Below are 5019 nucleotides of genomic sequence, written 5' to 3'. Positions count from 1 at the left end.
TCCCACACGCGCGCACAAGCTCAAGGACCGCCTCTACAACGCCGCTTTCGCACGACGTGTACTCAACAGTTTCCACATGACCGAGGCCAATCTCGGCGAATATGCCGACGCATTCGATCGCTATCGGCCGGAGGTCGTCGTAGCCTATGTCGGGCCGCTGCTACGGCTGGCACAGTGGCTGTTGGCGCAAGGGCGACAGCCCTGGCGACCGCGGGCCATCGTTTGTGGCGCCGAAGCGCTGCATGCATTCCAGCGCGCGTCGATCGAACAGGCTTTCGGTTGCCCGGTCTACAACACCTATGGCTGTCGTGAATTCATGCTGGTGGCTGCCGAATGCGAGCACCGCCAAGGGTTGCACGTCAATGCCGACCATCTGGTGGTGGAACTGCAAGGTGCTAGCTCGCGCGCTGGCGTAGTCAGCGGCAGCGGCGAAGTCATCGTCACCGACCTGTTCAATTACGGCATGCCCTTCGTACGCTATCTCAACGGCGACCTGGCGCACGCCACCGATGCCCCGTGCTCATGCGGCCGCGGCCTGCCGCTGCTGGCTCGCGTGGACGGCCGCAAACTCGATGTCATCCGCACGCCGGCTGGCCACGTGCTTCCTGGCGAATTCTTCCCGCACATGCTCAAGGACGTACCGGGTGTCGCGCGCTTCCAATTGGTGCAACGACAGCTCGATCGGCTCGACCTGACCATCGTGCGCGGCAACGGCTTCGACGATGCCTCTCTGGCCTATATCCGTCGAGAGGTCGGCAAGGTGCTCGGCGACAGCGTGCGACTGGTTTGCCATTTCACCGATGATATTCCGCTCACTCGTAGCGGCAAGCTGCGTGTGACCGTATCCGAGCTTGCGCCATGAACATCACCCACTTCGTCGAAAACCTGGATCGCGGCGGGCTGGAACGAATGGTTCTGGAGCTGGTCAAGCTGCAGCAGCGACAAGGCCATCGCTGTCAGGTGGTCTGCCTGTTCGAACCCGGCTCGCAAGCGCACGAACTGCGCGAACTGGGTATCCCGGTCAATGCCTGCGACAAGCGCCAGGGATTGGATTTGCGTGCCCTGGCGCGTGCGCGTGCCTCGATCCGTAGCCACAACACCGAAGTCCTACACACGCATAATGCCGTCGCCCATTATCAAGCCGTGCTGGCGACATGCGGTCTGCCCATGCGCCAAGTCATCAACACACGGCATGGCATGGGCGGCTTGCGACGTGCGGCGCGGCGCGAATGGCTGTATCGCCGCGCATTGGGCCGTACGCATGCGATCGTCGCGGTATGCGAGGCGGCACGCAACGATGCAGTGCAGCGCGGCATCGTGCCGCCGGAGAAGACCTGCGTGGTTCCTAACGGTATTCGTGTCGAGCGCTTCCAGACCGCGTCCGCGTCCATGCGCCGCCAGCTGTTGCAATCGCTTGGCCTGCCGTCGATCACGCGCTTGATCGGCAATGTGGGCCGGCTCAACTGGGCCAAGGACCAAGCCACGCTGATCCGCGCCTTCGGCCACGTCCACGCGAGCGAACCCGATACGGCCCTGCTGTTGATCGGCGAAGGCGAGTTGCGTACCGAGTTGCAGCGACGCGTAGACGAGCTGGGTCTGGGCGGACACGTACATTTTCTCGGCGACCGCAACGATGTGCAGGCGTTGCTCGCCGGTCTGGATCTGTTCGTACTGTCCTCGGTAAGCGAAGGTTATTCGCTAGCCCTGCTGGAGGCCGGCGCAGCCGCCTTGCCGGTCATCGCCACCGATGTCGGCGGCAATCGAGAGATTATCCGCGACGGACGCACCGGCCGACTGGTCAAAGCCAGCGATGTAGCTGCACTGAGCGAGGTCATGCTCGACCTGCTGCACCACCCGGCGCATGCGCTTGCACTGGGCCTGGCGGCCCGTGCCTGGGTCGAGCAGCACGGTTCGCTCGATGCAATGGCCTGCAGCTACGCCGAACTCTATCAAGGCAGCAAAACGGTGAGGCGCCAATGAAGATCCTGATCCTTACCAACCTGTTTCCAACGCCGTGGGATCCCTTGCGCGGCGCCTTCAATCGCCAACAATTCGAGCGCCTGGGTCGGCGCCATGATGTCGATATATTGGTACCGGTAGATTTTCGCGAACGCGTGACACATGCACGCGGCCATGCCCAGGTTCGGCACTTGCATGTCAACTACTTTACATTCGTCTATCTGCCGCGCATCGGCCGGGCGCTGCACGCGCTGTGCTGGCTGGCATGCCTGCTGTGGCAATGCGGCCGGCAGTTGCGCCATCGACGCTACGATTGCCTGCTGGTCAGTTGGGCTTATCCGGACGGCGCCGCAGCCAACTGGCTCGCGCGCCGGCTGGGCATCCCGTATGTGCTCAAGGTACACGGCAGCGATCTGAATGTGCAGGCCGAGAGCGGCCTGCGACGACTGCAGATACGTGCCGCGCTGCGCCATGCCGATGCCGTGGTATCGGTCAGCCGCGCGCTGGCAGAAAAAGCCGTTTCTCTCGGCGCGGCAGCCGACACGGTGCACGTGCTCTACAATGGTGTGGACGGCGCCCTGTTTCAGCCGGGTGTACGCAGCGAGGCACGCGCCAGGCTCGATCTACCAGCCGATATTCCGCTACTTCTCTATGTCGGTAATCTCAAGGCCAGCAAAGGTTGCATGGACCTGCTCGAAGCCTTCCCCGCCCTGCTCGCCGCCTATCCGCGGGCACGCCTGGTGTACGTAGGCAGCGGGTCTTGCGACATGCAACTACGCGAGCGTGCACGTCTGCTGGGTTGCACCGACCGCGTGGAGTTGCGTGGACCGGTCGCTCACGATGCGCTCGGCGACTGGTTCCGCGCAGCCGACCTGCTATGTCTGCCCAGTCATAACGAAGGTGTCCCGAACGTCGTGCTCGAGGCGATGGCCTGCGGCACACCTGTCGTTGCCACGCGGGTGGGCGGCATTCCTGAGGTCGTACCCGACTACGCCGGCATCCTGGTTCCTCCGCACGACCGGGCCGCGCTCGCCACGGCCTTGATCCAGGCCAGCCAGCGCACCTGGGAACCGCGCCGGATTACGTTGCATGCCAGCGGCTTCCGCTGGGACGACAATGTCGATCGCCTCGATCGCATCCTGCAATGCGTCGTCGTGCATGCCGCCCCCGCCATGGAGACCTCGGTGTGAACATGCGTCCCCGCAAACAACAATTGCTCGGGCTACTGCCGGATTCGCTGGTGCTCACGCACGGCCAGCGAGATGGCAGCATGCGCTACCTCACTTTCGACGACGGCCCGGACCCGGTCCATACCCCGCCGCTGCTCGACCTGCTCGCCCGCCACGGTGTACGCGCCACCTTCTTCCTGGTCGGCGAGAAAATCGAGCAGCATTCGACCCTGGTCAAACGCATCGCTGACGAAGGCCACCGGCTGGGCAATCATTCCTACAGCCATTGGTCGTTCAAAAATATGACCACCGCCAAGAAGCTGTTCGAGATCGACAACACAGATCGGCTGCTCAGCGCCTTCGATGGCCGCGCTCATCATCCGATGCGCCCGCCGCATGGCTATGTCGGCGCGGATATCCTTTGGCATTTCGCGCGCCGCAAGCGCAGCTTCGTCTACTGGTCTTACGACAGCCTCGATTACCAGGATAGGCCCGATGCCTGCCTGATCGATGGCTTACGCTGCAATCCACCGCGCGGTGGCGACATTGTATTGATGCACGACGACACCGATCGCGCGCGCGCCGCACTTAGCGTCATGCTGCCGGAGTGGCTTATCGACGGCCATCTGTTCGATGCCCTGCCGGAGAATGTGCGATGAAGATCGTTTACCACCATCGCACCCGCGGTCGACACGTCGAAGGCGTGCACATCCGCGGTGTGGTGCATGCGTTGCGCGAGCTCGGACATGACGTCACCGTGATTTCATTCCCCGGTGCCGATCCTGAGCATGAACCGCCTGTACGCGACGCCGGACGCCGCGGCCGGCTGGCAGCGCTGGTAGCGCGTCTGCCTGGCGTGCTGTTCGAACTGGGAGAGATTGGGTACAACCTCGTGACCCTGCTGCGATTGGGCCTGGCCTTCGGTCGCCTGCGCCCTGAATTGATCTACGAACGTTACTCGCTGTTCCTGTTCGCCACGGTATGGCTGGCACGATGGCGCGGCATACCGCTGATTCTGGAAATCAACGATTCGGCGCTGGTCGACCGCGTGCGACCGCTGCGGCTGAAGGCTCTGGCACGGCGCATCGAAGGCTGGTGCCTATGTCATTGCACAGGCCTGGTATTCATTTCCGGCTATTTCCGCGACCAGGCAGTCACCGCCTACGGCGACATCGCACCATCGGTAATTTCCCCCAATGCGGTCGATCTGGCGCGGTTCGATCCGGCACGCTTCGATCGCGCGCGCCTGCGCGCCGAACGTGGCCTGGCGGGGCGCATCGTTTGCGGTCACATCGGTGTCTTCGCGTATTGGCATGGCGTGGATGGCTTTGTCGAAGCGATCGCAGCGCGACTAGCCGAAGTGCCGGAACTTGCTCTGGTGTTTGTCGGCGATGGCCGCACTCTGCCGGCGGTACGTGCCCTAGTGGCCGAGCGAGGACTGGCCGACCGCGTCCTGCTGCCCGGCCGCGTCTCCCACGAAGAGATCGCCAGTTGGATCGCCTGCATGGATTACGCCGTGCTACCCAATTCCAATCGCTACGGCTCTCCCATGAAGCTGTTCGAATTCATGGGCATGGGCGTGGCAGTGGTCGCACCGGATTATGCACCGGTCGCCGAGGTGATCGGCGACGGTCACACCGGCTGGCTGTTTCCGCGAGGCGAGACGGCCGCCTGTGTACAGCGCGTACTCGATTTGGCGCGACACGAGGAGGAGCGTAACCGGGTGGGAGCTGCCGCGCGGGACTACATCGTGCGCGAGCGGCAATGGCGCAACAACGCCGAACAACTGCTGGGGCTGCTCCCGGCAAGCGAGCCGCGCTGATGTGGACGACGCTCTCCATCGCCGTCGTGGTGTCGGTTGCTGCGCTAGCCGGTGTACTGGCCTGGGGTA

Annotated in this window: 5 protein-coding genes; all 5 read left to right on the top strand. The window is 63.5% G+C overall.

The annotated features are described in order from the left end of the window. The coding region (locus tag VIM98_RS17040; RefSeq protein WP_414650237.1) for a phenylacetate--CoA ligase family protein at positions 1-862 on the top strand (862 nt) is incomplete at its 5' end. Next, positions 859-1980 carry a GT4 family glycosyltransferase PelF gene (gene pelF / locus VIM98_RS17035; RefSeq protein ID WP_331994307.1) on the top strand — a complete coding sequence of 374 codons (1122 nt, stop codon included), beginning with the start codon at positions 859-861 and terminating at the stop codon, positions 1978-1980. The genes VIM98_RS17040 and pelF, both read left to right, overlap by 4 nt. After that, complete coding sequence (locus VIM98_RS17030; RefSeq protein WP_331994306.1) at positions 1977-3149, top strand: glycosyltransferase family 4 protein; 1173 nt, start codon at positions 1977-1979, stop codon at positions 3147-3149. Before pelF ends, VIM98_RS17030 begins: the two co-directional genes overlap by 4 nt. Before the next feature lie 2 nt (positions 3150-3151). Continuing rightward, positions 3152-3787, top strand: a complete 636-nt coding sequence (locus VIM98_RS17025) for a polysaccharide deacetylase family protein (RefSeq protein ID WP_331994308.1) — start codon at positions 3152-3154, stop codon at positions 3785-3787. Beyond that, positions 3784-4950, top strand: a complete 1167-nt coding sequence (locus VIM98_RS17020; RefSeq protein ID WP_331994305.1) for a glycosyltransferase family 4 protein — start codon at positions 3784-3786, stop codon at positions 4948-4950. The genes VIM98_RS17025 and VIM98_RS17020 overlap by 4 nt, the downstream gene beginning before the upstream one ends. The last annotated feature ends 69 nt before the right edge of the window (positions 4951-5019 follow it).

The organism is Dyella sp., from assembly GCF_036568765.1.
Classification (GTDB): Bacteria; Pseudomonadota; Gammaproteobacteria; order Xanthomonadales; family Rhodanobacteraceae; genus GSA-30.
This window is presented reverse-complemented; position numbering and strand designations above follow the sequence as displayed.

What these genes read in the sequence shown, in the direction of transcription:
- pelF (WP_331994307.1), top strand. Translation starts at nt 859, where the DNA reads ATGAACATCACCCACTTCGTCGAAAACCTGGATCGCGGCGGGCTGGAA.
- VIM98_RS17030 (WP_331994306.1), top strand. Translation starts at nt 1,977, where the DNA reads ATGAAGATCCTGATCCTTACCAACCTGTTTCCAACGCCGTGGGATCCC.
- VIM98_RS17025 (WP_331994308.1), top strand. Translation starts at nt 3,152, where the DNA reads ATGCGTCCCCGCAAACAACAATTGCTCGGGCTACTGCCGGATTCGCTG.
- VIM98_RS17020 (WP_331994305.1), top strand. Translation starts at nt 3,784, where the DNA reads ATGAAGATCGTTTACCACCATCGCACCCGCGGTCGACACGTCGAAGGC.